This is a genomic window from Alteromonas sp. KUL106 (genome assembly GCF_009811415.1).
Classification (GTDB): domain Bacteria; phylum Pseudomonadota; class Gammaproteobacteria; order Enterobacterales; family Alteromonadaceae; genus Alteromonas.
This window is the reverse complement of record NZ_BLIG01000093.1, coordinates 1-468: the sequence shown is the minus strand read 5'-3', so window position 1 is coordinate 468 and position 468 is coordinate 1. Positions and strand designations below refer to the sequence as shown.

Annotated in this window: 1 protein-coding gene; it reads right to left on the bottom strand. The window is 37.4% G+C overall.

The genetic code is table 11. The features are described 5' to 3' along the window. Positions 1 to 91 precede the first annotated feature (91 nt). Positions 92 to 468 (bottom strand): hypothetical protein (locus GVO63_RS19375; RefSeq protein ID WP_236552229.1); only part of this gene is annotated, 377 nt, incomplete at its 5' end.

Here is a 468-nt window from a genome sequence, read left to right as displayed (position 1 = left end):
GCCCCATTCAGGGGCTGATAATAGCTTGCTAAAATGTGAAGAGAAGCGGAACCGAGCAAGCTGTTAGCAGTCCCGTTACTGTAATGGCTTGTTATGTTGCAGGTTGCTCATTACCTTCAAGTACAGGACTATAAATACCCCAGACAGCAAAAACCACCAGTAAAACTGACAAGACAAATAGCAGAGTTAAGAGCTTCATGGATTTACTACTTTGGGCTTTACTAACTTTATAAAGAATAAATGCTGAAATTAAGCCTAAAACACCCCAGTAACGATAGGAGTTAATTAATATAGAAGTTTGAATGGGTAATTCAGCTTCTAATGAATTGAATACATTTTCAAATTCTTGAATAACGAGAAAAGCCCCGTAAGCAAATAACCCGAAATAAAGCGTAGATATTGTCGCCGCTATTACCTGAAAATTACTTTTAACTTGATTCATACTCTGCATCTCCTTTGCAACATAAC